At 62.4% G+C, this 25,085-nt stretch carries 25 protein-coding genes and 1 pseudogene; 20 read left to right on the top strand and 6 right to left on the bottom strand.

Going from position 1 to position 25,085, the window contains the following annotated elements; translation table 11 throughout:
* Positions 1 to 41: 41 nt before the first annotated feature.
* A complete protein-coding gene (locus M9890_03170; protein MCO5175963.1) occupies positions 42 to 722 on the top strand; it encodes an SDR family NAD(P)-dependent oxidoreductase in 681 nt (226 codons plus the stop codon).
* 56 nt (positions 723 to 778) lie between these two features.
* On the opposite strand, the gene M9890_03175 is transcribed toward M9890_03170, so the two are convergent.
* On the bottom strand, positions 779 to 1,657 hold the full coding sequence (locus M9890_03175) for a TIGR03560 family F420-dependent LLM class oxidoreductase (GenBank protein MCO5175964.1): 879 nt from the start codon (positions 1,655 to 1,657) through the stop codon (positions 779 to 781).
* A 291-nt stretch (positions 1,658 to 1,948) separates the two neighbouring features.
* Here M9890_03175 and M9890_03180 point away from each other — a divergent pair, with 291 nt between their 5' ends.
* Positions 1,949 to 3,211 (top strand): polysaccharide deacetylase family protein, encoded by a 1,263-nt coding sequence (locus M9890_03180; protein MCO5175965.1) that lies wholly within the window; start codon positions 1,949 to 1,951, stop codon positions 3,209 to 3,211.
* Between the two features lie 17 nt (positions 3,212 to 3,228).
* On the opposite strand, the gene M9890_03185 is transcribed toward M9890_03180, so the two are convergent.
* The gene (locus tag M9890_03185; protein ID MCO5175966.1) at positions 3,229 to 3,408 is read right to left on the bottom strand and encodes a hypothetical protein; all 180 of its coding nucleotides are present in this window, start codon (positions 3,406 to 3,408) and stop codon (positions 3,229 to 3,231) included.
* A 33-nt stretch (positions 3,409 to 3,441) separates the two neighbouring features.
* Here M9890_03185 and M9890_03190 point away from each other — a divergent pair, with 33 nt between their 5' ends.
* From M9890_03190 to M9890_03205, 4 genes are all read left to right on the top strand, one after another.
* Positions 3,442 to 4,188: a dienelactone hydrolase family protein gene (locus tag M9890_03190; protein MCO5175967.1), complete on the top strand. Its 747-nt coding sequence runs from the start codon at positions 3,442 to 3,444 to the stop codon at positions 4,186 to 4,188.
* A gap of 15 nt (positions 4,189 to 4,203) precedes the next feature.
* Positions 4,204 to 4,599 (top strand): VOC family protein, encoded by a 396-nt coding sequence (locus M9890_03195; GenBank protein ID MCO5175968.1) that lies wholly within the window; start codon positions 4,204 to 4,206, stop codon positions 4,597 to 4,599.
* A gap of 114 nt (positions 4,600 to 4,713) precedes the next feature.
* Entirely contained in the window at positions 4,714 to 5,115 is a 402-nt protein-coding gene (locus tag M9890_03200; GenBank protein ID MCO5175969.1) for a hypothetical protein, read from the top strand.
* A 53-nt stretch (positions 5,116 to 5,168) separates the two neighbouring features.
* Entirely contained in the window at positions 5,169 to 5,489 is a 321-nt protein-coding gene (locus M9890_03205) for a DUF5615 family PIN-like protein (protein ID MCO5175970.1), read from the top strand.
* A 4-nt stretch (positions 5,490 to 5,493) separates the two neighbouring features.
* Here the strand turns inward: M9890_03205 and M9890_03210 are convergent, their stop codons facing one another.
* Positions 5,494 to 7,077 carry an NAD(P)/FAD-dependent oxidoreductase gene (locus tag M9890_03210; protein ID MCO5175971.1) on the bottom strand — a complete coding sequence of 528 codons (1,584 nt, stop codon included), beginning with the start codon at positions 7,075 to 7,077 and terminating at the stop codon, positions 5,494 to 5,496.
* Positions 7,078 to 7,281: 204 nt separating this feature from the next.
* Here M9890_03210 and M9890_03215 point away from each other — a divergent pair, with 204 nt between their 5' ends.
* Positions 7,282 to 8,175, top strand: a complete 894-nt coding sequence (locus tag M9890_03215) for a neutral zinc metallopeptidase (GenBank protein ID MCO5175972.1) — start codon at positions 7,282 to 7,284, stop codon at positions 8,173 to 8,175.
* Positions 8,176 to 8,231: 56 nt separating this feature from the next.
* Here the strand turns inward: M9890_03215 and M9890_03220 are convergent, their stop codons facing one another.
* Together M9890_03220 and M9890_03225 are read right to left on the bottom strand one after the other, a co-directional pair.
* On the bottom strand, positions 8,232 to 8,915 hold the full coding sequence (locus M9890_03220) for a hypothetical protein (GenBank protein ID MCO5175973.1): 684 nt from the start codon (positions 8,913 to 8,915) through the stop codon (positions 8,232 to 8,234).
* A 305-nt stretch (positions 8,916 to 9,220) separates the two neighbouring features.
* Positions 9,221 to 9,772, bottom strand: a complete 552-nt coding sequence (locus M9890_03225) for a macro domain-containing protein (GenBank protein MCO5175974.1) — start codon at positions 9,770 to 9,772, stop codon at positions 9,221 to 9,223.
* Positions 9,773 to 9,883: 111 nt separating this feature from the next.
* Between M9890_03225 and M9890_03230 the strand changes: the two genes are divergently transcribed.
* Positions 9,884 to 10,477 (top strand): DUF1795 domain-containing protein, encoded by a 594-nt coding sequence (locus tag M9890_03230; GenBank protein ID MCO5175975.1) that lies wholly within the window; start codon positions 9,884 to 9,886, stop codon positions 10,475 to 10,477.
* 9 nt (positions 10,478 to 10,486) lie between these two features.
* Here M9890_03230 and M9890_03235 read toward each other — a convergent pair whose 3' ends face one another.
* On the bottom strand, positions 10,487 to 10,792 hold the full coding sequence (locus M9890_03235) for a 4a-hydroxytetrahydrobiopterin dehydratase (GenBank protein MCO5175976.1): 306 nt from the start codon (positions 10,790 to 10,792) through the stop codon (positions 10,487 to 10,489).
* A gap of 149 nt (positions 10,793 to 10,941) precedes the next feature.
* On the opposite strand from M9890_03235, the gene M9890_03240 reads away from it, so the two are divergent.
* From M9890_03240 to M9890_03295, 12 genes and pseudogenes are all read left to right on the top strand, one after another.
* Positions 10,942 to 13,650: a transglycosylase domain-containing protein gene (locus tag M9890_03240; GenBank protein MCO5175977.1), complete on the top strand. Its 2,709-nt coding sequence runs from the start codon at positions 10,942 to 10,944 to the stop codon at positions 13,648 to 13,650.
* A gap of 8 nt (positions 13,651 to 13,658) precedes the next feature.
* Entirely contained in the window at positions 13,659 to 13,874 is a 216-nt protein-coding gene (locus M9890_03245; protein MCO5175978.1) for a hypothetical protein, read from the top strand.
* A gap of 245 nt (positions 13,875 to 14,119) precedes the next feature.
* A complete protein-coding gene (locus M9890_03250; GenBank protein ID MCO5175979.1) occupies positions 14,120 to 14,407 on the top strand; it encodes an NADH-quinone oxidoreductase subunit A in 288 nt (95 codons plus the stop codon).
* Positions 14,398 to 14,862: pseudogene (locus M9890_03255) on the top strand (NADH-quinone oxidoreductase subunit B). Before M9890_03250 ends, M9890_03255 begins: the two are co-directional and overlap by 10 nt.
* A gap of 218 nt (positions 14,863 to 15,080) precedes the next feature.
* Positions 15,081 to 15,800: an NADH-quinone oxidoreductase subunit C gene (locus M9890_03260; GenBank protein ID MCO5175980.1), complete on the top strand. Its 720-nt coding sequence runs from the start codon at positions 15,081 to 15,083 to the stop codon at positions 15,798 to 15,800.
* 4 nt (positions 15,801 to 15,804) lie between these two features.
* Positions 15,805 to 17,037, top strand: a complete 1,233-nt coding sequence (gene nuoD, locus M9890_03265; GenBank protein MCO5175981.1) for an NADH dehydrogenase (quinone) subunit D — start codon at positions 15,805 to 15,807, stop codon at positions 17,035 to 17,037.
* Between the two features lie 228 nt (positions 17,038 to 17,265).
* Positions 17,266 to 18,300, top strand: a complete 1,035-nt coding sequence (gene nuoH, locus M9890_03270) for an NADH-quinone oxidoreductase subunit NuoH (protein ID MCO5175982.1) — start codon at positions 17,266 to 17,268, stop codon at positions 18,298 to 18,300.
* A 48-nt stretch (positions 18,301 to 18,348) separates the two neighbouring features.
* Positions 18,349 to 19,125, top strand: a complete 777-nt coding sequence (locus M9890_03275; protein MCO5175983.1) for an NADH-quinone oxidoreductase subunit J — start codon at positions 18,349 to 18,351, stop codon at positions 19,123 to 19,125.
* A complete protein-coding gene (nuoK, locus tag M9890_03280) occupies positions 19,125 to 19,433 on the top strand; it encodes an NADH-quinone oxidoreductase subunit NuoK (protein MCO5175984.1) in 309 nt (102 codons plus the stop codon). The genes M9890_03275 and nuoK overlap by 1 nt, the downstream gene beginning before the upstream one ends.
* Before the next feature lie 90 nt (positions 19,434 to 19,523).
* Entirely contained in the window at positions 19,524 to 21,470 is a 1,947-nt protein-coding gene (gene nuoL, locus M9890_03285) for an NADH-quinone oxidoreductase subunit L (protein MCO5175985.1), read from the top strand.
* Positions 21,471 to 21,572: 102 nt separating this feature from the next.
* Positions 21,573 to 23,216 (top strand): NADH-quinone oxidoreductase subunit M, encoded by a 1,644-nt coding sequence (locus M9890_03290; protein MCO5175986.1) that lies wholly within the window; start codon positions 21,573 to 21,575, stop codon positions 23,214 to 23,216.
* A 70-nt stretch (positions 23,217 to 23,286) separates the two neighbouring features.
* Positions 23,287 to 24,807, top strand: coding sequence for an NADH-quinone oxidoreductase subunit N (locus tag M9890_03295; protein MCO5175987.1), 1,521 nt, complete (start codon positions 23,287 to 23,289; stop codon positions 24,805 to 24,807).
* Positions 24,808 to 25,085 lie beyond the last annotated feature (278 nt).

Below are 25,085 nucleotides of genomic sequence, written 5' to 3' on the forward strand. Positions count from 1 at the left end.
GCGTACAATCGACACGAAACGATGTCAGGAGGTTCCACGCCATGCCAGAGATGTTGAATGATCGAGTTGTGCTGGTGACCGGCGGGACCGGCGCACTCGGCGCGGGTGTGCTGCCGGTGCTGGTGCGCGAGGGCGCGACCGTCATCACGACTTCGCACCGACCGACGGAATCGCCGGGCGAGGGAATCACTGTCGAGATCGCCGACCTACTGGAGCCGGGGGCGGCCGAACCGCTGATCGAACGCGTCATCGCCCAGCACGGTCACCTCGACGGGCTCGTCTGCCTTGTCGGCGGATTTCGTGGCGGTACCTTCATCCAGACCGACAACCAGACCTGGCGCGAGCTAGTTGAGCTGAACGTCCAGACCGCCGTGTCGACGATTCGCGCCGCGCTGCCCAGCATGGTCGAACGCGACTATGGCCGGATCGTCACCGTCGGCGCGCGCACCGCCGTGAATCCGATGCCGAACACTGCCGCCTACGCCGCCGCCAAGGCTTCGGTCATCGCCTTCACGCGCTCACTCGGACGCGAGCTGCGCCGAACCGGCGTCACGATCAACTGCATCCTGCCAGAGACGATCGACACACCACAGAACCGCGAATCGATGCCAAAGGCGAACCCGGATAACTGGGTCAAACCTGCCGACGTCGGCGAAGTCATCGCCTTCCTCTGCAGCCAGCAAGCCGGCATCATCCGCGGCGCAGCGATCCCGGTGGAATGAACAACATCAGTGCTCCACAGGCAACCTGCGGAGCACTGATGTGAGATCCGAACCGACTACTTCCACTCCTCGCGCAGCTTCGGAATCAGCCCTTCGGCGACCGGCTTGAAGTCGTTGACGTCCTTCGGTGAGTGGAAAAGGAAGTCGGTGATGCCGAGCGCGCGCAGCGAGTCGAGGTGCTCGCGCTGCTCTGCCTCACTCTTGGTGACGAAGTCAGCGCCGAGCGTCGTCGAGCGGCGGATTTCCTTTGGATCGCGACCGATCTTCTCGCAGGCAGCCTCGATCTTCCCAACGCGCTCGCGGTAGGTGTCCACGTCCGGGAAGTTGTTGTCCCACTGGTTGGCGTAGCGCGCGATGATTCGTAGCATGCGGTCGCCGGAGCCACCGATCACGACCGGCAGGTGCGGCTTGCCGTTCTTCTGCTGGATCGGCTTGGGGAAGAACAGTGCATCGCGCAGCTGGTAATACTTGCCGTCGTAGTTGGAGACGTCTTCCGTCTGCAGCTTCTCGAAGATCTCCAGCGCCTCACGGAACATCGAAACGCGATCGCCATTCGAGGGGAAGTCGATGCCGTACATGTCGTGCTCGCCCTCGAACCAGGCAGCACCAACGCCGAGCAGGCAACGCCCGTTCGAGATGTGATCGACGGTGACCGCCGACTTCAACAGCATGCCGGGATTGCGATAGGTGATGCCAGTCACCATCGTGCCGAGCTGGACGGTCTTCGTCGCCTCGGCCAGACCAGCCAGCAGCGTCCAGCCTTCGAGGTTGGGGCCACTGCGCGGATCGGAGAGCGGAATGATGTGGTCGAACACCCAGGCAGATTCCAGACCCCAGGCGTCTGCTGCGAGGATATTGCGGCGGATTTCGTCCCACGACAGGTGGTGCTGGCTGCTGCGCAGCCCGAACCTGGCTGACGGTATCGTTGCAGTCATCGGATGCCTCTCTGTCTGTTCGCCAATATCGTTGACAGAGGGGTACTTTCGCAGAGAACTGGCCAGCCGTCCAGACCTGCACTACTCAATTGTTGAGTATCTCGGGAGAACGTGTCGCACTGCGGCCAGATCGGGACCGCTCGTCACACCGTCACTTTTGAGATATTTGCACTGACTCCCCACACTGCCGCCTGAACTACCATGCTGACGAAAATCGCCCAACTGGCTTGTAGGGGGAAGACAAACAACACTCGACCGCACACGATGCGGCGGTACAGAAAGCGAGACGAGATGTCGGGCAAGGGGTCCTCTCATCGCGGTCGGTTCCATCTGATTGTGGCCGCGCTGCTGGCAATGGCGACGTTGTCGTCGACATTCGCGCTGGCACCTCGGCAGGCGGACGCCGCCGACGCTGCGGACGTCCTGACCGTGCGCACGTTCGACACTGACCAGAAGCTGATGGCGCTGACGTTCGATGCCGGTTCTGACACTGGCTACACAGCGCAAATCCTCGATACGCTCAAGAGCAAGGGTGTCAAGGCGACGTTCGGCATGACTGGTCTCTGGGCGCAAGCCAACCCGGCTCTGCTTCAACGCATAGTTAATGAGGGCCACCAGCTCATCAACCACTCGTGGGACCACCCATCGTTCCCGTCGCTCACGACCGCGCAACGTGAAAGTCAGCTCAGCAGCACCGAGAACCTGGTGCACGACCTGACCGGCGTCTGGATGAAGCCGTACTTTCGCCCACCGTACGGCGAGTACGACACTGCGACGCTGCGCGACATCGCCGCCAACGATTACACCGTCAACGTCATGTGGACGACAGACACGCTCGGCTGGAACGGCGCGACAGTGAGCCAGATCAACACCCGCGTGCTGAACGACGCACGCCCCGGCGGGGTCGTGCTGATGCACGTCGGCGCGGCATCGCAGGATGCGGCGGCGCTCCCCGGCATGATCGATCAGCTGCGTGCTCGGGGTTACGAGTTCCAGCGAGCGAGCGACTTCCTGGAGCCTCAGGCACGCTATTTCCCCGAGACCGGTTTCAGTGTCGATAGCAACTTCCTGCGCTACTGGAATGAGTTCGGCGGACTAGCTCGCTTCGGCTATCCACTGACCGACGTCTTCACCCGCGACGGCATCCAGATGCAGTACTTCGAGCGCGTGCGGATGGAGCTGCATCCGGGCGAGTGGCCGTCGCACCACGATGTACTGCTCGGGCTGCTCGGTGTCGAGCTGACTGAGGGGCGTCACAGCGAACAGCCGTTCCTGCGCAGCACCGGCGCATCCGACGCCAATTGCAATTTCTACGCAGAGACCGGCCACCACCTGTGCTTTGGCTTCCGCGCGTACTGGCAGGCGAACGGCGGGCTGGCGATGTTCGGCTTCCCGATCAGCGAGGAGTTCCGCGAGCGCAACAACGAGACAGGCGAGATCTACACCGTCCAGTACTTCGAGCGTGCGCGCTTCGAATATCACCCGGAGAACCAGTCACCGTGGGATATCCTCGGCGGCCACCTCGGACGTACAGCGTATGAGGAAGGGCTGTAGCGTCTGGCGCGCAGAGCTTACGACCAGAACCAGCGCCAGAATCGCCGCAATGGCCGAGTGCCGAACGCGAGCAGGATGATCCAGCCGCCCCGGAAGATGAACGCGATGAGAACGGGCAGCCCCACGCGCATGATATTCGCCAGTCCGCCCACGGCTGCCCCTTTCGTCAGGTCGCCTGCTGCCGTATCCTGTGCCAACGATAACAATCCGGCACCCTGAGGAGGTTCCCGATGTGCTACGGAGATGACGCCCGCCCACCACTTCCCCCCATTTCCGGCGGCAGTGTGGCCGCAGGCGGCGACCTGACGCTCGAAGCGTCAGACGGCAATCGCTTCATGGCCTACGCGGCGCATCCAGCTAATCCAACCGGCGCGGGTGTCGTCATCCTGCCGGACATCCGCGGCCTGCACACGTTCTACAAGGAGCTGGCCGACCAGTTCGCAGTCGCAGGATTCGACGCGGTCGCGATCGACTACTTCGGCCGCACCGCCGAGACCGACAACCGCGACGAAAGCTTCGCCTTCCGCCCGCACGTCGAGCAGACCACCGCCGAGGGCGTTGACGGCGACGCGGCGGCAGCCATCGCACACCTGCGCTCAGCCGAGGGCGGCGCGGTCGAGCGCGTCTTCAGCGTCGGCTTCTGCTTCGGAGGCGCAGCGTCGTGGCGACAATCCGCCACGCAGTCGGGACTGTCAGGGGCGATCGGCTTCTACGGCGTGCCATCGCGCATCGAGAGCTACATTCCGTCGATGGCAGCCCCGCTGCTCGTGCTCGTCGCCGGAGCGGACCACACGCCGGTCGAGGCGTTCGAGCAGTTCGACGTCGATCTGAACGACGCTGGTGTCTCGCACACGATGGTCATCTACGACGGCGCACCGCACTCGTTCTTCGACCGCACCTTCAAGGAGCACGCGGCAGCCTGCGACGACGCCTGGAAGCAGATGCTCGCGTTCATGGAATCGCCGCCGACGGGCTGACGAAGGGTGTCACAGATGGATAGTCAGGACGCCCCGAGTCAGGCAATCAGCTTGAGCACGATCGGGCAGATTTCGATGCGCGCGCATGACGTCGACCGCGCGGTCGCGTTCTACCGCGACATCCTCGGCGTGCCGTTCATCTTCCAGTCCGGCGACCTCGCCTTCTTCGATTGCGATGGCACCCGCCTGCTGATCAGCAGGCCGGAGCTCCCCGAGTTCGACCATCCCGGCTCGATCCTGTATTTCCGTGTCGCTGACATCAACGCGACATATGCCGCGCTCAAATCGCGAGATGTCACCTTCATCGACGAACCGCACCTGATCGCCCGCATGCCCGACCACGAGCTCTGGATGGCGTTTTTCAAGGACAGCGAGGACAACACGCTGGCGCTGATGTGCGAGGTGCGCTGAGTAGCATGGAGGTAATAGAAGCGGCCGCAGGTCGTCCGTAGGGACATGCCTCTCTCCACCGTGATACAATGTCTACATGGTGACAACGAAAACAGATTGCGTGGCAGGTAAGGGTTGGGCAACAGTTTCCGACTCAGCGGCGAACGACTGGAGCGACTGAACCGCGTCGCCCGATCGATGAACAGGACGCCCGGCGAGGCGGCGGCGATCCTGGTCGAGGAGGGATTGCGAATGCGCGAATTCCCGGCGATCGAGTTCCGCGATACTGGCATCGGTCGCCAGGCATACGTGCGAGGTCACCGTCTGCCGATCTGGCTCCTTGCCAGTGCTGCACGTGAATACGAATACGACATACCAGCGATCGCGGCGCACTGCAACATCCGTGCTGATATCATCGCCGTCGCGCTCGACTACGCGAAAACATTTGCTAACGAGATCGATGCCGCGATCCGCGACACTGACGCAATGTTCGAGCGGCTCGCAGCGCAACAGCCGCATCACGTGATCTCCGTCTAGCAGTGCCGGCGCTGCTTTTGGATGCGCACCTCTCACATGCACTGGCGAACGCTTTGGCGCGACGAGGATTTGATGTCGTCCATCTCGCGGACCTGGCCGACGGTCAATGGCGCACCGCCGACGATGCGAGCGTGCTTACAGCGGCGACCGCTGCGAATCGCATTCTCGTCAGCTATGACATCGCAACGCTTCCCGACCTCGCCCAGCTCTGGTTAGAGGAAGGACATCACCACTCCGGACTGCTGATTCTCCCCCGAAGCATCAACCAGCGAGACGTCGGGACCCAGCTCGCCGCGATCGAATCAACTATTCGTCGCATCTCTATGGACACATGGGCCGACCTGCTCATCTTCGCCAGCCTGCCATCAGACTGACCCGCTACCCATGCCTCCCACCCTGCAAGTTCGCGATCGCTTCGTGGGCGGCGTTGTGGCCGGGGGCGCCCATGACGCATCCTCCGGGCCAGGCACCAGCACCGCAGAGGTAGAGGCCGGGGACGGGACCTTCGTAGGTGCTGCTGCCGGGGACGGGGCGCAGGTCGAACGCCTGCTCGGGCACCAGCTCGCCCTGGAAGATATGGCCGCCGGTCAGGCCGAAGCGCGCCTCGATGTCCGGCGGGGCCAGCGCCTGCATATCGACGACGACATCCATGATGTTCGGCGCATATTCGGCGAAGCGCTTCAGCACATGCCAGGCGATCTCATCACGGCGTTCGTCCCAGGTGCCTTCGGCCAGCTCATAGGGGAAGTACTGCGTGAAGACCGAGATCGTGTGCTTCCCTTCCGGCGCGACCGTCGAGTCGAGCGCCGACTGCGTGTGGATATTCATGAACGGCTCGGAACTGGGCAGTCCCTGCAGCGCATCCTCATAGGCGCGCTGCATCGAGTCGATCGTCGGGCCGATGAAGAGTCCGCCGGTATGGCCCCAGCGCTGCTCGCGATCTTCGCCCTCCAGCACAGTGAAGCGCGGTAGCTCCTCGACGGCGAGATTGATCTTCATGACCGGCGACTTGATCTGGATGGCGTTGATGTCGCGCAGGAACGTCTCGGGCAGCGCGGCGGAATCGACCAGCTTCGTGTAGGTGCGGACCGGATCGGCGTTGGAGAGCACAACCTTGCCGCGCACTTCCTCACCGCCAACCAGCGCAACGCCACGTGCGACCCCACCCTCAATGATGACCTCGGCCACTTCGGCGTTGGTGCGGATCTCCGCGCCGTTGAGCTGCGCCACCGACGCGAGCGCCTTCGTCACCGTGCCCATCGCGCCGCGCACGTACGCCCAGCGGCCGCGATAGCCGGTGCTCATGCCCATCGAGTGGTACAGCTTGACGTAACCTGTGCCAGCGTCGCGCGGGCCGCGGAACGTGCCGATCAGGCCGGAGGCGGCGATGCCGGCCTGGATGTAGGGGCTCTCGAAGAAGTATTCGGCGAAGTCGGCGGCCGAGCCGAGGATCAGCTTCTGGAACACGCGCGCATCGTCGGCGCTGCCGGAGAATGCTGCGGCGAACTCCGACCACGATGGGGGTGGCCGCAGGATGAACTGGTCCATCGCCTCGCAGGCGCGCTCGACGAAGTCTTCATAGTAATGGTAATTGCGCGCGTCTTTCTCGGAGAAGCGCCGGATCTGCTCAATGACCTGATCGTCGTCATTCCAGTAGACGAGGTACTCGCCATCCGGGAAGGGCATGAAGAAGCGCGGGTTGCGTTCCAGCAGCTCCAGTCCGTGCTCCCAGAGATCAAGATCGTCGATGATCGAGCGCGGCGTGAGCGACAGGACGTAGGAGCCGGTCGACGCGATGTAGCCGGGCGCGTTGGGGAACTCCTCGGAGATCGCCGCCCCGCCGACCGTGTGGTAGCGCTCAAGCACGCAGACATCGAAGCCAGCGCGCGCCAGGTAGCAGGCGGCGGTCAGGCCGTTGTGGCCCCCGCCAATGATGACAGCGTCGTATATCTTCGCGCTCATGCAACCCTCCTGACTGCTGTGCCATGCTGATTCGGATATGCGGATCGTACCCGAGATGAGCAGGAGATGCGCGGCATGCCACGTGCATTCTGTCGTACGTTGGGGGATGAGTCGCGCATCGCGTGGCGTGATACAACATCGTCTATCAATTACATGAGACTGGGGCCATGAGGGTCGGCGGGGTATGCCGGGTGGAGGTTGAATATGGCGCGATTCAGAAAAGATGCGCAGCTTGATCCATCTCAAATTGAGGATCGGCGTGCTGGCGGGGGCGGCGTGCCCAAGGGCGCGGCCATCGGCGGCGTCGGCGGTGGGCTGGGCATCATCATCCTGATCATTACGCTGCTCATGGGCGGCAATCCGCTGGACTCCAGCACCGGCATCCAGCAGCAGCAGCCACCTGCGGATCAGGCGGTGCAGGGCGGCAGCATCTCGACCGAATGTCAGACTGGCGACGATGCGAACGAGCAGCGCGACTGCCGGATCGTCGGCTACGTCAATAGTATTCAAGCGTACTGGGACGATGAGCTGCCCAAGTATGGCCTGACCTACAGCGAGTCGAAGACGGTGCTCTTCTCGCAGGCGACGCAGACCGGCTGCGGCTACGCCAGCTCGGAGGTCGGCCCGTTCTACTGCCCGGCCGACAAGCAGGTTTATCTCGATCTGGGCTTCTTCGATGATCTGCGAACCAAGTTCGGCGCGCAAGGGGGCCCGTTCGCTGAGGCGTATGTGCTGGCCCACGAGTACGGTCACCACATTCAGGATATCGAGGGCATCCTCGGCCGCTCGCAGCAGGACCGCCAGGGACCACAGAGCGCGGCGGTCCGCACGGAACTGCAGGCCGATTGCTACGCGGGCACCTGGGCGAAGAACGCCGTCGCGACCGGCTACCTTGCCGAGCTGACCGATGAGGATATCCGCGTCGGCCTCGACGCCGCCTCGGCCGTCGGTGACGACCGCATTCAGGAAGAATTCCAGGGCCGCGTCAACCCGGAGACCTGGACGCACGGCTCGTCCGAGCAGCGCCAGCAGTGGTTCATGACTGGCTACCAGACCGGCGACCCGACCAAGTGCGACACGTTTAGCGGGGGGATTTAGGGGACCTCACCCCCCGTCCCCCACTCCCGCGGGGAGAGGGGGAGTAGCTGAGTTGACTATGAGCCACTTTCCGGCAGAAGCGTGAGGTCTGTTACGGTCATGTGGCTGATCTCTTCGCCGTCAATGGTGTTGACGATCTCGATCGGCATCGGTGGGGTTATGTCGGTGCGGTAGGTGATCGTCTCACGCCGTGTGAAGGAATCGGCGCTGTTGCACGACTCCGGTTGGCTGAGGCCGGTCAGCATACCGTCCGGGTCTGGCTGGCAGGGGACGACATCTTCGTGCTGGAAAACGAGTCGATCCGGCTCCGACTGCGGCAGCGTGCTGTAGCCCTTGCCGGGCAAAGCTGTGTCGCGACCCGGCACCAGCCAGGGTCCTGGCATCACCACGCCATCGCCGTGTTCTCGAACAATGTCATCCTCAATGGTCGATTGATCGACGACGAAGTTGCCATCACGGAACCGATAGACATCGCCAACAGCCGCAGGATTCACGCTGCTAGCAACGAGCGTCTTCTCCCAATCGTGCTTGCTGTTCCAGATGATCGACCACGTCTCGCTGCCTGCTGGTTGCGACAGTCCGTTGAAGTGACCTTCATTGACGTAGGTCATCTCGAACGAAGGCCAGTCGAAAGCGTTGGGGTCGGTGGCGCTGGTCTGACGTTGCCCGCTCAGGATGACAATTGCCGAAACACCGACAATAGCAGCAATAGCGATGACACGGCTTAGTTGAGAGAGCATGGCAGGCTCCTTTGGATTCAGGAGCGCTGGCTCATGGCCTCAAACTCTACTGTGCAGGCGATTTTCGCGTCAGTCTGCGAACGACCCAGCGTTCCCGTGGCATGTTTGCTTTTAGCATTCCATTTTTTTCGGCAGGTCAAATGCGGTAGAGATGCCACGGGGCCATGTCGATGGCACTGTCCAGCCCGCGTGTTCCAGGAGAATCAACCATGTCTCCGGTCAGCCGCCACCACGTCCGCGACTACAGTGCAGTCGTCTTCGCTACCATCAGTGCGACTATTCTGTGTCTTTCCTCAAATATCAAGTCACCCCAACACCCGCTCAATCTCCCGCCGGAACACCTCGGCGCGTTCGGGGGTGCGGACGATGAAGCGGATGCGCTGGAGGTCGCTGCCGGCGGCGAGGTGGTCGCGCAGGGCGCTGACCATGGCAGTGGCGCAGTCGGTGTCGTCGAGGCCGCCGACGCCGGTGCCGAGCGCGGGGAGGACGATGCTGCCGTAGTGGTTGGCATCGCAGAGATCAAGGGCCTTGCGGGTGGTTGAGGCGACCGATTCCGGTGAGGCGTAGATCTGGGTGCGATCGGTAAAGCCCATCGCGGCGGCGTGGATGATGGCGCGGGCCGGTGCAGGCATTGCGCCGGCGCTGGTCAGCACGACGTTGCCCACCTCGATTGGCCCCTGCGCCATCGCCTCTTCTTCGACGACGGTGCCGGCAGCGCGCTTGAGCGCACCTGCCACACCTGCGCCCATCCACAGCTCGTTATTGGCCGCGTTGACGTAGACCTCGGCCTGATGTGTCGCGACGTCGGCGATGTCACCGACGATGACGTCGACGATCGGTCGTTCGCGCTCCTCCATCTGCGTCGTCCTTCCTCTGTCTATCCATTGCTGACCACCGACAACGCGTAACGGAGGGTGGCCCTTCGTATTCCGTCTATGGCTTCATTCTGTCAGAAAGGGACAGCGTTGGTGATCAACCGGCGATTTCTACTCCTGCTGACCATCCTGACCGCGCTGCCACTCATCCTGGCAGCCTGTGGCGGCGGCAACAAGCAAACGTTTGAGCGCCCGGACGGCACAGCCGCCAGCGGGCCGGTGACGCTGACCCCGCTGAGCGCCGGTCGCGATCTCTCCGCGCCCGATGGCTGGTATACCATCCGCATCCCGACCGACTGGATCGAATCGCCACCGCTGATCGCCGAACTGGCCGCGCGCGAGACAACCGGCGCGAATCCGCTGTCGCTGCGCATCACCCGCGAAGCGCTCGACTCGATTACAACGGCGCAGGCGTACCTCGAAGCAACGCGACGCGATGTCAATGCGCGCTATGAGAACGTCGTCACACTCAGCCTCGGTCCGGTGACGATCAACAATGTCCCGGCGACGCGCTGGCTCTATACCGCCACGGTCGACGGCGAACCGCGCATGATCTACCAGATCTTTATCGTTCAGCAGCAGAGCGGGCTGGTGCTGACCGGCCTGTCTGCGCCGACCGCTGATTACCAGCACGTGTCGCAAACGTTTGACGCGATTGCCGGGACTATTTCGTTCGGGCGCGGGTAGGCGTGTGCACTACGCGAGTTCGTCGATCTGGCGCGCGAGATCAAGGTCGAGCGTGGTGACGCCGCCCGCTTCGTGCGTAGTGAGGAAGACGATCACGTTCCGCCAACGAATGTCGATATCAGGATGATGGTTCGCGACTTCGGCCAACTCGCCGAGCTTGACAACGAACTGGATCGCTTCGGGGAACGTCGACCGGCGAAATCGCTTGCGGATGCCTCGATCTTCACGTCGCCAGCCGCTGAGCTCACGGTCAAGGAAACGATCAACTTCACTCACCGGAAGCGGCTCAACGGCGGCGCGCTCGTCGGCTTCCATCGGACGCTCCTTCCTTCATATACACGCAGCGGACAGCACAGCCTGCCGTCGGCACAATGGTATCCTTCGCCAATGCAACGGTCGTCACTGCAGCGCATCCAGCCAGCAATAACGCCGCGCAACGCTGCGCGACCGACAGGCGTTTGACTATGTCCCGACGGTACCGCACATCTGCCCGCACCCGCCGCGCCCAGGCCGCCCGACGTCGGCAGCACCGACACATCCCAGCACGCCAGATCGCACTCGCTCGCGCCGACCGACGGCGATCGCGCAACCAGCGCGTTTCAATGGTCGCCCGCCTCGGCGGGATGCTCGCGATCTTCGCCGCGACGATGATGCTGTTTATCGGTGGCGTCAGCGCGAGCGTTGCCGTGGCCGGTTGGAACTACTTCACTGAGGATCTGCCGTCGATCGACCAGTTCGAGGCGCGCGATTTTCAGACGACCCGCATCTACGATCGTCACGACACGCTGCTCTACGAAGTCAGCGACCCGGAGTTCGGCTGGCGCACCTATCTCTCACTGGATGAGATCACCAACAACGGCCAGAACATGAACCTGGTCAACGCGACCATCGCTGCCGAAGATGAGACGTTCTGGACAAACTACGGTGTCGAGCCGCTGGCCGTCGTCCGCGGTGCATTCATCAACCTGACCGGGCGCGGGTCGTCCGGTGGTTCGACGATCACGCAGCAGCTCGTGCGCGCACTCTTCCCGGAGAAGATCGGCTTCGAGCGCTCCTACGAGCGCAAGATCCGCGAGGCGATAGTCGCCGTCCAGATGACCGAGACGTATTCAAAGGAAGACATCCTCGAACTGTACCTGAACACGATCTATTACGGGAACCGCGCCTACGGCATCGATGCCGCGTCGCAGGCGTATTTCAACAAGCATCCGTGGGAGCTGAATCTGGCCGAGGCGTCGATGCTGGCCGGTTTGCCGCAAGCGCCCAGCTACTACGATCCGACCATCAACATGGAGGTCGCCAAGGCACGCCAGCAGTACGTCCTGAACCAGATGGCGAAGCAGGGGTTCATCTCGCAGGAGGGAGCCGACACTGCCTGGGGTGTTCTGCTCGACCCGCAGACGCGCGAGAACCGCTACAACCTCGCGCCACACTGGGTGAACTTCGTCATTGATTCGCTGGAAGAGCGCTACGGTGCCGAAAAGGTGTATCGGGGCGGCCTGCAGGTACGCACGACGCTGGACTACAACCTGCAGCAACAGGCCGAAGAAGTGGTGAAAGAGCACCTGGCCACGCTCGCGCCGTACGACGCCAACAACGCCGCGCTGGTGGCGATGCTGCCCGGCAGCGGCGAAATCGTGGCGATGGTTGGCTCTGCGGACTATACCGACGACAGCATCTCGGGGCAGGTGAATGTCGCCGTCGCTGAACGCCAACCTGGCTCGGCGTTTATGCCGATCACCTACGCGGCTGCCTTTGAATCCGGCTGGTACCCCGGCACGGTGATCCTTGACTACGCCGTGCGCTACGACACGCCCGGCGCGCCGGATCCGGAGTATGTGCCGGTGAATGCCGGCGGACAGATTCACGGCGCAGTCAGCGTCCGCTCGGCGCTGGCCCAGTCACTGAACGTACCGGCGGTGCGGGCGATCGACTTCGCCGGCGTCGCTGACACGATCGACCTGGCCCACCGCATCGGCGTGCGCGACGGACTCTGGCGCGGCACCAGCTTTTACGGGCTGGCTCTGACGCTGGGCGGTGGCGAGATTTCGCCACTGGAGCTGACCAACGCCTATGGCACGTTCGCCAATAACGGGCGCTTCGTGCCGTGGTCAGCGATCCTCGATATACAGGAGCCGGGCGGCGATGCGCTGCAGACGTTCGATCCGGCGCGCGCCTGGAACGGTGCGCGGCAGGTGATCGCGCCCGGACACGCCTACGAGATCACCGATATTCTGAGCGACGACGATGCTCGCCGGATGACCTACGGCACCGGCAACCCGTTGGAGTTCCCCGATCTCGACCGCCCGGTTGCCTCCAAGGTCGGCACCAGTGCCGACTGGCGCGACAACTGGACCGTTGGCTACACGAGTGACCTCGTCGTCGGCGTCTGGGTCGGCAACACAGACAACTCGCAGATGCGCGAGATAGACGGCATCGTCGGCGCAGCACCGATCTTCCACGACTTCATGGTTCGCGCGCACGACCCAGCTTACGCTGCGGCACTGAACGGCCCGGACGGCCAGCCGGTACCGAGTGCTTTCGCGCATCCGGACGACATCATCGAGATCGACGCCTGCGTCCCGACCGGCAAGCTACCGGTCGCCGGGGTTGAAGTGGAGCAGGAGATTGCGACGATTCAGGATCGCCCGGTTGTTCGGTGCGACCAACTGACGGAGCGCGAAGCGGGCGACCTGCGCGCGGCGCTGACTGACCTGACGGTGAACGGCGATCGCTACACACCTGAGGGCATCGCCTCGCTGTTGGCCTACTCACAGGCTGTTGGCGGCGCGCTCGGCATCCCGGACAATCCGGTTGAGCCGACGCCGACGCCGACGCCTACTCCGACGCCGACACCAACGCCAACACCGACGCCGACACCGTCACCGACGCCGACGCAGCCGCCTGCGACTCAGACGCCGACCCCACGCCCGAACCAGCCGGGACAGACGACCGTGCCGAATCTGGTTGGGCTTTCGCAATCAGCGGCCGCCGCGGCGCTGCAAGCAGCCAATCTCCAGCTCGGTGCTGTCGTCCCGGTCACGCAATCGAACCTGCCGCCGGGCGTCAACATCAACACGGTTCAGGTCGGTCAGGTTATCCTGCAATCACCGGTCGGCGGGCTCACCGTCCCAACCGGATCATTCATTAATATCGCTATCCGCGCGGAGTAGGGCAGGGCATGGACACGACGGGTTGGCATTGGACGTTCATCGGTGTTTCGGCGGCGACGGCAGCGTTCGCGCTGATCATGCGTCACCGCCTGATGACACAGTATCCCGACGATGACTCGAAACAGATGCGCTCGATGCTCGGCTTTCTGCGTGGCGCGGCCATGCTGGCGATCCTGATCATCATCATCGCCGGGGCAAATCTGCTCCGCATGACGCTGACGTAGGGACGCAACCCACTGGGACGTGCCGGGAAGTCAAGCTATTTGGCGCGTACGAATGCGAAAAACAGCCGGACGGGGTGCCGGGAGGCTTCCGAAGCGGTGACGGGTCTGTGATATAGTACACGCGGTTCAACGGGGCCGCCGAAAGGCGGATTTGGGTGGAAAGGACGCGGTGACAATTGCTCACCAGTTATGCGGTCATCGGGCTGTTGTTCTTCGCTGCAGCCTTGATGGGATCGGCCCTCCTGATGGTAGGCCGACTGGTCCGACCGGTCCGCCCAAACCCTGCCAAAGAGCTTCCTTACGAGTCAGGCGTTCCGGGGGTCGCACCGCCACGCATGCGCTACACACCGCGCTTCTACGTTGTGGCGATGCTCTTTGTCGTCTTTGACATCGAGGCGATCTTCCTCTTTCCCTGGGCGGTTGCGTTCGATGCTCTCGGGCTGTACGGCTATATTCAGGCCATCGTCTTCATCAGCCTGCTGCTCGGCGGTCTCGCCTATGAGTGGAAGAAAGGAGCGCTCGAATGGGTCTGATCGAAGGCAAATTCGAGAAGAACGTTCTGACGACTTCGGTCGACTGGCTGTTCAACTGGGGGCGACGCTCCTCGTTGTGGTGGCTGCAGTTCGGCCTGGCCTGCTGCGCGATTGAGATGATCTCCGCGTCCATGCCGCGATTTGACCTGTCGGAGCGCTTCGGCATGCTCTACCGGGCCACACCACGCCAGGCGGATCTCATGTTTGTTGCCGGCACGGTCACCAAAAAGATGGCACCGACCGTCCGCACGCTCTACGATCAGATGGCAGATCCGAAGTGGGTGATCTCGATGGGTAGCTGCGCGAATGTCGGCGGCCCATTCGATACATACGCTGTTGTTCAGGGCGTCGATCAGGTTGTGCCTGTCGATGTCTACGTGCCGGGGTGCCCGCCGCTTCCGGAAGGTCTCTACTTTGGTGTCCTTGAGCTTCAGAACAAGGTCATCAAGTACGACACGATGACGAAGCAGCACGGCGTCGAAGCAGCTGACATTGAGCGCGAGCAGGATCGCATTGCGGCACGCGCCGCGATCACCGGTACCGACGCGGCAATTGTCAGTTCGCAGACCGGCCTGAGCAGTCGCGAAGCGACGACCGGCCTACGACGAAACTGACCTGACGGTTCTCCCGCCTGAGGGCGATCCCCCAGGCACGGCCGAGGAGGCATAGAGCGATGTCCCAGAATCCAGCGCCAGACGCCGGAACACCGCCGGACGCGCAGGAAACGACCCAACTGCCTGCGCTCGATACGCAGGTGGCCGCTGAGCTCGCACCTGTCATTGAGCCAGCGACCGATCAGACCGGCGTCCAGGAAATCAATCCGGTGTGGGTCTATAGCGGCTACTGGGGCCCGCTCGACGAAGCACAGCATCCTGCCATCATCGCCCTGCGCGCGCAGTTTGGTGATGCGATTGAAGACGTCACGTTCTTCCGCGATGAGGTGACGGTCCGGGTTCGGGCCGAGAAGTTGCCGGAGATCTGCACAGTTCTGCGCGACACGCCCGACCTGAAGTATCAGATGGTCTCGGATCTCACCGCGGTCGATATGCTGAACTTGCGGAGCGAACCGCGCTTCGATGTCGTCGTCACGCTCTACTCGATCCCGCGCCGATGGCGGCTGCGCCTCAAGGCGGGTGTGCGAGAAGACCAGCCCTGCCCGACGCTGACGACCGTCTACGCGGCGGCCGGCTGGCTGGAGCGCGAATGCTACGACATGTTCGGTATTGTCTTTGCCGGCCATCCGGACCTGCGTCGTATGCTGTTGGCCGAGGACTGGGACGAGGGCCATCCGCTGCGCAAGGACTACCCGATGCGCGGCTACAAGCAGTATGTTCAGCCCGGGTTCGCAGGCGCAGCGCCGCGCATTCGCGAGACTCCGAGAGAGGGCGCATAGATCCATGATTCAAGAAGCCCCAGCCGGCGGAACAATGCAGATCGAGGTCGAGCGCCAGATTGGCGAAAATCGCCGTGAGCTCGTCCTCAACATGGGTCCGCAGCACCCGTCCACTCACGGCGTGCTCCGGGTCGTCCTGACGCTTGAAGGCGAGACGATCGTCGCGACCGACCCGATCATCGGGTACCTGCACCGCGGTGTTGAGAAGATCGGCGAGAACCGCCGCTACTCGCAGTTCACGCCCTGGACCGACCGCACCGACTACGTTGCGGCCCCGCTCAACAACCTCGGCTACATCCTGGCCGTCGAGAAGCTCTGCGGCATCGCCGCGCCGGAGCGTGCGCAGTACTGGCGCGTCATCATGGCCGAGCTGAGCCGCATCGCCAGCCATCTCGTCTGGCTCGGCACTCACGCGCTCGACATCGGCGCGCTCTCAATGAGCCTTTACTGCTTCCGCGAGCGCGAGGACATTCTCGACATCTTCGAGCGCCTCTGCGGAGCACGACTGACGACCAACATGATGGAGATCGGCGGCTTCTCGCGCGAGATCCCCGAGGGGCTGGACCAGATGGTCGAGGACTTCCTCAAGAAGTTCCCGACGCACCAGCAGGAGTATTCTGATCTGCTGACGCAGAACCCGATCTGGATCGCGCGAACCCGCGGCGTCGGCATCATCGAGCCGGAAGCAGCCATCTCCTACGGGCTGACCGGTGCCTGCCTGCGCGGTAGCGGCATTAACTACGACATTCGCAAGGCACAGCCATACCTGATCTACGACCGACTCGACTTTGAGGTGCCGATCGGCACCCGGGGCGATGTCTACGATCGCTATCTCGTCCGGATGGAAGAGATGCGGCAGGCGTTGCGGATCATCCGCCAGTGCCTGGATCAGATGCCGACCGACGGACCGCTGATGCTGAACGAATCGAATTACGTCATCCCACCACACGCGACCGTGCTCCGCACCGCCGAAGACATGCAGCGTCATTTCGTGTGGGTAATCAAGGGTTTCGAGGCGCCCAAGGGCGAGGTCTATATGGCGATCGAGCACTCCAAGGGCGAGCTCGGATACTACATCTACTCGGACGGCTCCAATATGCCGTATCGGATGCGACTGCGGACTCCCGACTTCGTGAACCTGCAGGTGCTACCGTATATGGCGCAGGGAGCCATGCTCGCTGATGTGGTCGCGCTGATCGGTACGATCGATATCGTGCTCGGGTCGGTAGACCGTTAGCGGGCAACAGACCGGGTAAATGCACGCGGTGCAACGCGCCGAGGTGCAGTACACTCTGGGAGCCTTCGGGACCGGAACATGACCGGGAATGCGACAGGCTCTCTCCGTGTGAAGGTGGGACACGATTGTCTCGCTCTTCAGGCGCGGTTGGGGCCGCGCGCCACGGCATCGGGTTGAGCGTCAACGGGGTGGCGCGCGCCGGAGCATAGAGGGGGAAACGTTTCCAACATGAGCGACCAACCGCTCTGGATTTCGTTTGTGGTCGGGTTCATCGTCCTGAACGTCCTGCTGATTGGCATGGCGTACATGACGTGGGCCGAACGCAAGGTCATGGCCTACATGCAGGATCGCATCGGGCCAAATCGGACCGGCCCGTTTGGCCTGCTCCAGCCGATTGCTGACGCAGTCAAGCTGATCGGCAAGGAAGACCTGATCCCGAAGTTCGCCGACAAGCGCATCTTCGTGATCGCACCGCTGGTGTCGTTCGTCACCGCTCCGCTCGCCGGCCTGGTGATCCCATTCGGCGACCATGTGACGATTGCCGGACGCCAGATCAACCTCTACGCAACTGACATCAACATCGCCGTCCTCTACGTTCTTGCGCTCAGCTCAATCGGCGTCTACGGCATCATCCTCGGTGGCTATGCGTCAGCGAACCGCTATTCGCTGCTCGGTGCGTTGCGCGCCGCAGCACAGGTCATCTCGTACGAGATCGTCCTGGGGCTGTCGCTCGTTGGCATTTTCATCATCGCGGGTTCGCTCTCGCTGGTCGACATCCTCAATCAGCAGCGCCAGACGCTCGATCTGTTCGGCACTGGCCTGCAGATCCCCAACTGGTTCATCTTCTATCAGCCGCTGGCGTTCGTGATCTTCCTTATCGCTGCGGTGGCGGAGACGAACCGTCTCCCGTTTGACCTCCCGGAAGCAGAAACGGAGTTGATCTCCGGCTTCCACACTGAGTACTCCGGATTCCGCTTCTCGTTCTACTTCCTGGCCGAGTACATCAGCATGATCGTCATTTCGCTGTTCGCAGCGACGCTCTTCCTCGGCGGCACGGATGGCCCGGTCGCTGATGGAGCGTGGTGGCTGATCCTGAAGGCAATGATCTTCCTGTTCTTCTACATCTGGCTGCGCACGACGCTGCCACGTTTCCGCTACGATCAGTTGATGGGTATTGCCTGGAAGGTGCTGCTGCCGCTGGCGCTGCTGAATATTGTCGTGACAGGGTTTGTCCGACTCGCCTTCAATAATCAGCTCTGGTAGGGGGATGACGCGTGACACGGCTCAGGGACACACGGGGGTGGAGATCAGATGACGCCTGAGGTGCTCGTATTCGACATCCTGGCGGTGATTGCGATCATCGCCGGCATCGGGGTGGTCGTGTCGCGCAATCCGGTGCATAGCGCCGTTGCGCTCGTCGTGACGTTCATCAACCTCGCCGGGATCTTCGTGATGCTGCGCGCCGAGTTTCTCGCCGCAGTGCAGATCATTGTCTATACCGGCGCGATCCTGGTGCTGGTGCTCTTCGTCATCATGCTCGTTGACATGGACGACCTGCCGGAATTCCACGGCGGCGCACCACTGCAACGCATGTTTGCGATTGCCATCGGTCTCATCCTGCTCGGCGAAGTTGCGGCGGCAGTGCTGACACGCACCGTCGTTGGTCAGCCGGGGCCGTGGAATGAAGAGACGATCGCTGCTGCAGGCGGCAATGTCCAGGTGCTCGGGCAGTTCCTCTATTCGGGCTACGTGTTGCCGATCCAGGCAACCGCCATCGTGCTGCTTGTCGGCACCATCGGCGCGCTGGTGATGGCACGGCCGGATGAGCCAACGACGCGAGCACGCAGCCGCACGACAGGCACGATCTCACTCGGCCACTCGCGTGGCGCTGACCTGGTGGCACTGCCGACCGGCGCACCGACGGCACGCGTCATTCGCCACGAAGACGTACGCGATGGGCTGGTTATGGTGACATCAGCCGATGCCTACACCGAGCATGCAGCCTGGGCGGGCACCGACGTACCGAGCGGGGCCGATGCGGATGAATATCCGACCGGTGCCGGTATCGGCAGTGAGGAGAATCGCTGATGGGTGAGCTAACCGCCACGCACTTTCTCTTGCTGAGTGCGGCACTATTCATCACCGGGATGATGGGGGTTCTCACCCGTCGCAACGTGCTGGTGATCTTCATGAGCGTCGAGCTCATGGTCAACGCCGTCAACGTGTCGTTCATAGGCTTCGCCTGGGAACAGAACTCGATGATCGGCCAAACGTTTGCACTCTTCGTCATCGCTATCGCGGCAGCCGAGGCCGTGCTTGGACTCGGCATCGTCATGGCGCTATCGCGCCGGGCCGATACGGTTGACGTCGGAGAGGTCACAGAGCTGCGTGACTAGCGCAGCACGCTACTGGGGAACGTCTGACGCGGGGGCGCGTCAGGATCGGGGCAGCAGGGAGCTGTCCCTCGTAGGGGAGAGAGCCAGTCGATGAAGGATCTGCTCTTCTTGATCCCGTTGCTGCCACTCCTGGCGGCGGTGATCAACAGCCTGTTCGGGCGCTGGTTACTCCGCGACCTGGCAGGACCGATCGCGACCGTTTCGGTCATCGGGTCGTGGGTTGTCAGTCTGCTCGTCTTCATCGACCAGCTTGGCTCCGATACGCCGCTCACGCAGCACCTGTTCACCTGGATTCCGGCCGGTGATTTCCAGATCCCGGTCACGCTGCATGTCGATCACCTGACGGCAGTGATGCTGATGGTTGTCACAACCGTCGGCTCGCTGGTGCATGTCTACTCCAACGGCTACCTGAAGGGCGACACGGGCTTCTACCGCTTCTTCGCTTACCTGCCACTGTTCGTCTTCTCGATGCTGATGCTCGTCCTCGCAGACAACTACCTGCTGCTCTTCTTCTTCTGGGAGGGCGTCGGACTCTGCTCGTACCTGCTGATCGGCTACTACTTCAAGCGCACATCCGCAACGAACGCGGCGAAGAAGGCGTTCATCGTCAACCGCGTTGGTGACGTCGGCTTCGGTATCGGCATCATGCTGATCTTCGTCAAGACCGGCTCGATGGTCTTCAGCGAGGTCTTCGCCGCCATCCCGTCCGTTGCCGGATCGACCGTGACACTGATCGCTATCCTGCTATTCATCGGTGCAACCGGTAAGTCTGCACAGTTGCCACTCTTCGTCTGGTTGCCGGACGCGATGGAAGGCCCAACGCCGGTTTCCGCACTCATCCACGCCGCGACAATGGTCACGGCTGGTATTTACATGATCGCCCGGTCGTTCCCGATCTATGTCGCAACCGACGATGCGCGACTCATCATCTCGATCGTTGGTGTCGCGACGGCCTTCATGGCCGGCACGATCGCGGTCACACAGTTCGACATCAAGCGTGTCATCGCCTACTCGACGGTGTCGCAACTCGGGTTCATGGCCTTCGCGCTCGGCGTGGGTGCCTGGATCCCGGCGATCTTCCACCTCGTGACCCATGCCTTCTTCAAGGGTCTGCTCTTCCTTGGCTCGGGCTCCGTCATCCACGGGATGCACGAGGAGCAGGACATGCGCCGCATGGGTGGCCTGAAGAAGTACATGCCGATCACCTACTGGACATTCCTGATCGCTGCCGCCGCCAACGCCGGCCTCATCCCGCTCGCAGGTTTCTGGAGTAAGGACGAGATCATCGTCGGTGCCTTCGTGAACCACTCCTACATCATCATGACCGTCGGCCTGCTCGCGGCATTCTTCACCTCGCTCTACATGTTCCGGGTCGTCTTCATGACGTTCCACGGCAAGGAGCGCTTCGATCCGCACGAAATCCATCCGCACGAATCGCCGCGGCTGATGACGATCCCGCTGATCCTGCTGGCGATACCGGCGGCATTGATCGGCTTCCTCGGCTTCCCGCCGGAAGATGGCTGGATCCATCGATTCCTGTCGCCAAACTTCACCCTCGATGGCGCGCATGAAGCCGCAATCGCATCGTTAAATGCGGTCGAAGGCGCGACCGAGCATCATGTCTCGATGGCGACAACACTGACACTGGGTGGCATATCAACACTGATCGCCCTGGCGGGTGCCTGGATCATGTACATGGCCTACATCAAGAAGGCCCCGGCGTTCGATCCGAACACCTGGGCAGAGCGCCTGGGCGGGCTGTACACCTTCGTGTCGCGCAAGTGGATGGTCGACGAACTGTACGAGACGCTGATTATCCACCCGCTGTATCTGTTCTCGATTTTCCTGTGGCGGATCGTTGATGCCGGTATCATCGACGGCGCGGTGAACGGCGTCGCGGGCGTTGTCGGATTCACGTCCGGACGATTGCGCCGTGTGCAAACCGGATTCGTCGCGAACTACGCGTTCGCCATCGCCCTCGGGGCAGCGGTGATCGTCGGTGCGTACTTCGTCTTCGTCAGCAACCTGTTCTCGTGATGAGTGCGGGCGATATGGAAATGGTCGAATCGAGACAGGTGAGACAGATCGTGACGATGACAATGGTCCCGGAGGCAGCTCGGGTGGAGGGGGCAACATCCCGTGAGTGACTTCCCAATCCTTAGCCTGATCACGTACTTGCCGCTGCTCGGCGCGCTCGTGATCTTCTTCTGGGCCAAGGCAACGCCGGACACGACGCGCAAGATCGCGCTCTGGTCGTCCGCCGCGTCGTTCCTTGCGTCACTCGTGATGCTGGCGAGCTTCGATTCGAACTCGTCCGGCATGCAGATGACTGAGCACATCACCTGGCTGCCCAGCGTCGGTATTAACTACGACATGGGAGTCGACGGCATATCAGTGCTGCTGGTCGTGCTGACGACGATGCTCAGCATGCTGGCCGTCATCTGGTCGATGGGGCCGGTTCAGACGCGCGTACGCGAATACTTCATCGCGATCCTGCTGCTGGAGATGGGCATGATCGGCGTCTTCGTGGCGCTCGACCTGTTCCTCTTCTACATCTTCTTCGAGCTGTCGCTGATCCCGATGGCCCTGCTTATCGGCGTCTGGGGTAGCCAGAACCGCGTCTACGCAGCGGTGAAGTTCTTCCTTTACACGCTGGCCGGCTCGCTGCTGATGCTCGTCGGTATCGTTGCGACCTATCAGGCGTACTACGAACAGACCGGCGTGCGTACGCTGAACGTGATCCAGCTGGCCGAAGGGAACTACGGCCACAACTTCCAGATGTGGGTCTTCGCGGCGTTCTTCATTGCGTTTGCGATCAAGGTGCCGATGTGGCCGTTCCATACATGGTTGCCGGACGCTCATACGGAAGCTCCGACGGCCGGTTCGGTTCTGCTGGCGGGCGTGCTGCTGAAGATCGGCGGCTACGGCATGATCCGCTTCAACCTGTCGCTGTTCGAGGACGCCTCGCGCACGTGGGCACCGTGGATCGTCGCCATCTCGGTCATCGCCATCATTTACGGCGCACTCGTCGCGTTGCCACAACCCGACATGAAGAAGCTGATCGCCTACTCATCGGTCAGTCACATGGGCTTCGTCACGCTCGGCATCTTCTCATTCACGATGCAGGGCCTCTATGGCGCGATGATCGTCATGCTCTCGCACGGTCTGGTTACGAGCGGCCTGTTCATGTGCGTCGGCGTTGTCTACGACCGCGCCCACACACGCCTCATCAGCGCCTTCGGCGGCCTGGCTCAACGAATGCCGGTCTATGCATCGCTCTTCGGCATCCTCGTGTTCGCGTCGATCGGTCTGCCGGGTCTCTCCGGTTTCGTCGGTGAGTTCCTGGCGATCATCGGAGTGTTCCGCGAATACTACTGGGCCGGTGCGATCGCGTTCACCGTCGTCATCTTTGCAGCGTGGTACATGCTGTGGCTCTACCAGCGCGTCGTCTTCATGCGCCAGCCTGAGGATCTGCCCGATCCGGGCGACAACGAGTTGACGCCGGAAGAGCGCGCAATGCTGGCCAGCGCCGGTCATGGGCACGGACACGGGCATGGCGATGCGCACGGCCTGCCGGCTGTCTCAGGTGGCTCCGGTGCGGTTGCCCACGCAGAAGAGCATCATGGGATCTCATGGCCGGATCTTGATAAGCGAGAGATCACGGCGATCGCGCCGCTGGTCATTCTCTCGATCGTCATGGGCGTCTGGCCCGGTCCGTTCATGAACATCATGCAGAGAACGCTGGAAGCCGTTCTCGCTTCATTCGGTAGCCTCGGGGTTTAGGGAGCGGGATGCGCGACCGGATGGCGACCAGGGCATCCGGTAACGGCGAGTAGTTCCAACAGGGGGACACGTGGACACGGTTACGCAACTCTTCCCGCACATCAACCCGGATGTGACGCTGATCATCCCGCAGTTGATCGTGCTCGGCACGGCGTTGCTGCTGCTGCTCGGCGATCTCATGCTGGATCGCTCGCGCCATCGCGTGCTGACCATGCTGACGCTCGTCGGACTCAGCGCGGCACTCATCGCCAACTTCTTCTACATTGGCGTCAATCGGACGACCTTCAACGGGATGTTCCGCGCTGACGACGTCAGTGTGTTCATCAACCTGATCGCGCTCATCGGCTCGATCCTGTCGGTGATGATCTCGGCGAGCTATCTGGAGAAGAAGGTCGAACCGGGCAGCATGCCGCTGCCGGAGTACTACGTTCTGCTGCTCTTCTCAACGCTCGGCGCGATGGTCGTCGGCTCGGCCGGCGATCTGCTGATGGTCTTCATCGGCATCGAGATGGGTTCGCTGGCGATCTACGCCCTGACCGGCTTCGCCCGCAAGCGCCTGACATCGCTCGAAGGTTCGCTGAAATACTTCCTGCTCGGTCTGTTCGCCTCTGCCATCCTGCTCTACGGCATGGCCTGGGTGTATGGCGCGACCGGCACGACAAACCTCGATGGAATCGCAACCGCGCTCTCCGGCACCGTCACCGATGGCAACCTGGAGCCCTCGCTCCTGCTGGCGCTGTTGCTCCTGACGGTCGGCCTCGGCTTCAAGATCGCGGCTGTGCCGTTCCACATGTGGACTCCAGATGCGTATCAGGGCGCGCCGACGCCGGTTTCCGCCTACATGTCGGTCATCCCGAAGGTCGCCGGCTTCGCAGCGATGATTCGCATCTTCCCGCAGGCACTCGCGCCGATGCGCGACGAGTGGGTCACGCTCCTCGGCATTCTGGCGCTGATCACAATGGCGCTGGGCAACATCGTCGCCGTCTCGCAGCGTGACGTAAAGCGTATGCTCGCCTACTCATCGATCGGACATACGGGCTATGCCCTGGCCGGCCTCGCCGCGTTTGGCGCAGTGCAGGCAGTTGATGACCGCTCAGTGTCGTCCGTGCTGTACTACCTGTTCGCCTACGCGTTCATGAACGTCGGTGCGTTCGCGATCGTTGCCTGGCTGCAGGAGCGCGGTGGCGGCACCAACATCGACGACTTCAACGGCCTCGCCTCACGTTCACCGCTGGCAGCCTTAGCGATGACGGTCTTCATGTTCTCGCTCATGGGTATCCCACCGCTCGTCGGCTTCTACGCGAAGTACTACGTGATTGTCGCGACGATCGAAGCCGACATGATCTGGCTGGCGATCGCGATCGTCCTCGCGTCAGCTGTGTCAGCGTTCTTCTATCTCAGAGTTGTCGCGGCGATGTACTTCTCACCTGCGCCGGACACAGAGATGCAGCCGAGCCGCGTCCCGCTGATGGCAACCGGCCTTGCGGTCATGACCATTGGAACACTCGTTGCCGGCATCTTCTCGAGCCAGGTCTTCAACCTCGCTCAGAACTGGATCAACGCCTTCAGCACAACGATTGCAATGCGGTAGGGAACGGCCCTCACCGCTGCCCAAAGGGCTCCCGCCCCCTCTCCCAATACTGGGAGAGGGGGTGACCTGTGTTTGGGGGTAGGCTGCCGTGACGCAGAATTCCGCAGACGCTAGAAGGACTGGAGCGTTGTCGCTCCAGTCCTTCCAGCGGCCAAATGAGGGGAGGAGTGAGTGAGACTGACCGGCGGTGCGTCCTGTCACCCCGCCGATCACCAACATTGTCTGTCACAGCCGGTTCGTGCACATCGGACGAAAGACCCAAGTTTGATCTGGGACCC

This window comes from Thermomicrobiales bacterium, from assembly GCA_023954495.1.
Taxonomy (GTDB): Bacteria; Chloroflexota; Chloroflexia; order Thermomicrobiales; family CFX8; genus JAMLIA01.